Source organism: Halomonas llamarensis, from assembly GCF_023555005.1.
Taxonomy (GTDB): domain Bacteria; phylum Pseudomonadota; class Gammaproteobacteria; order Pseudomonadales; family Halomonadaceae; genus Vreelandella; species Vreelandella llamarensis.
Genome location: NZ_JAMJPJ010000075.1, coordinates 1 through 1124, shown reverse-complemented (window position 1 = coordinate 1124; position 1124 = coordinate 1). Strand labels below are relative to the sequence as shown.

The window sequence follows — 1124 nt, the reverse complement described above, 5'->3', positions numbered from 1 at the left end:
ATTATCAAGGCAAGCGACTCGACCAAGGTCTTCGGATCTTGAGAGAACGTTTGAAAACCTTGAGCCAAGTTTGATGCACTTATGTGACTTTCGAGTGACATGTAAGCATCACAATGATTGTAAACTGAAGAGTTTGATCATGGCTCAGATTGAACGCTGGCGGCAGGCCTAACACATGCAAGTCGAGCGGAAACGATCCTAGCTTGCTAGGAGGCGTCGAGCGGCGGACGGGTGAGTACTGCATAGGAATTTACCCGGTAGTGGGGGATAACCTGGGGAAACTCAGGCTAATACCGCATACGTCCTACGGGAGAAAGCGGGGTTTCGGCCTCGCGCTATCGGATGAGCCTATGCCGGATTAGCTGGTTGGTGAGGTAATGGCTCACCAAGGCGACGATCCGTAGCTGGTCTGAGAGGATGATCAGCCACATCGGGACTGAGACACGGCCCGAACTCCTACGGGAGGCAGCAGTGGGGAATATTGGACAATGGGGGCAACCCTGATCCAGCCATGCCGCGTGTGTGAAGAAGGCCCTCGGGTTGTAAAGCACTTTCAGCGAGGAAGAACGCCTGTCGGTTAATACCCGATAGGAAAGACATCACTCGCAGAAGAAGCACCGGCTAACTCCGTGCCAGCAGCCGCGGTAATACGGAGGGTGCAAGCGTTAATCGGAATTACTGGGCGTAAAGCGCGCGTAGGTGGCTTGATAAGCCGGTTGTGAAAGCCCTGGGCTCAACCTAGGAACGGCATCCGGAACTGTTAAGCTAGAGTGCAGGAGAGGAAGGTAGAATTCCCGGTGTAGCGGTGAAATGCGTAGAGATCGGGAGGAATACCAGTGGCGAAGGCGGCCTTCTGGACTGACACTGACACTGAGGTGCGAAAGCGTGGGTAGCAAACAGGATTAGATACCCTGGTAGTCCACGCCGTAAACGATGTCGACCAGCCGTTGGGTGCCTTGAGCACTTTGTGGCGAAGTTAACGCGATAAGTCGACCGCCTGGGGAGTACGGCCGCAAGGTTAAAACTCAAATGAATTGACGGGGGCCCGCACAAGCGGTGGAGCATGTGGTTTAATTCGATGCAACGCGAAGAACCTTACCTACCCTTGACATCGACAGAAGCCG

At 54.2% G+C, this 1124-nt stretch carries 1 rRNA gene; it reads left to right on the top strand.

The features are described from left to right. Positions 1 to 121: 121 nt before the first annotated feature. Positions 122 to 1124, top strand: a 16S ribosomal RNA gene (locus M8006_RS17580); the annotation flags it as partial.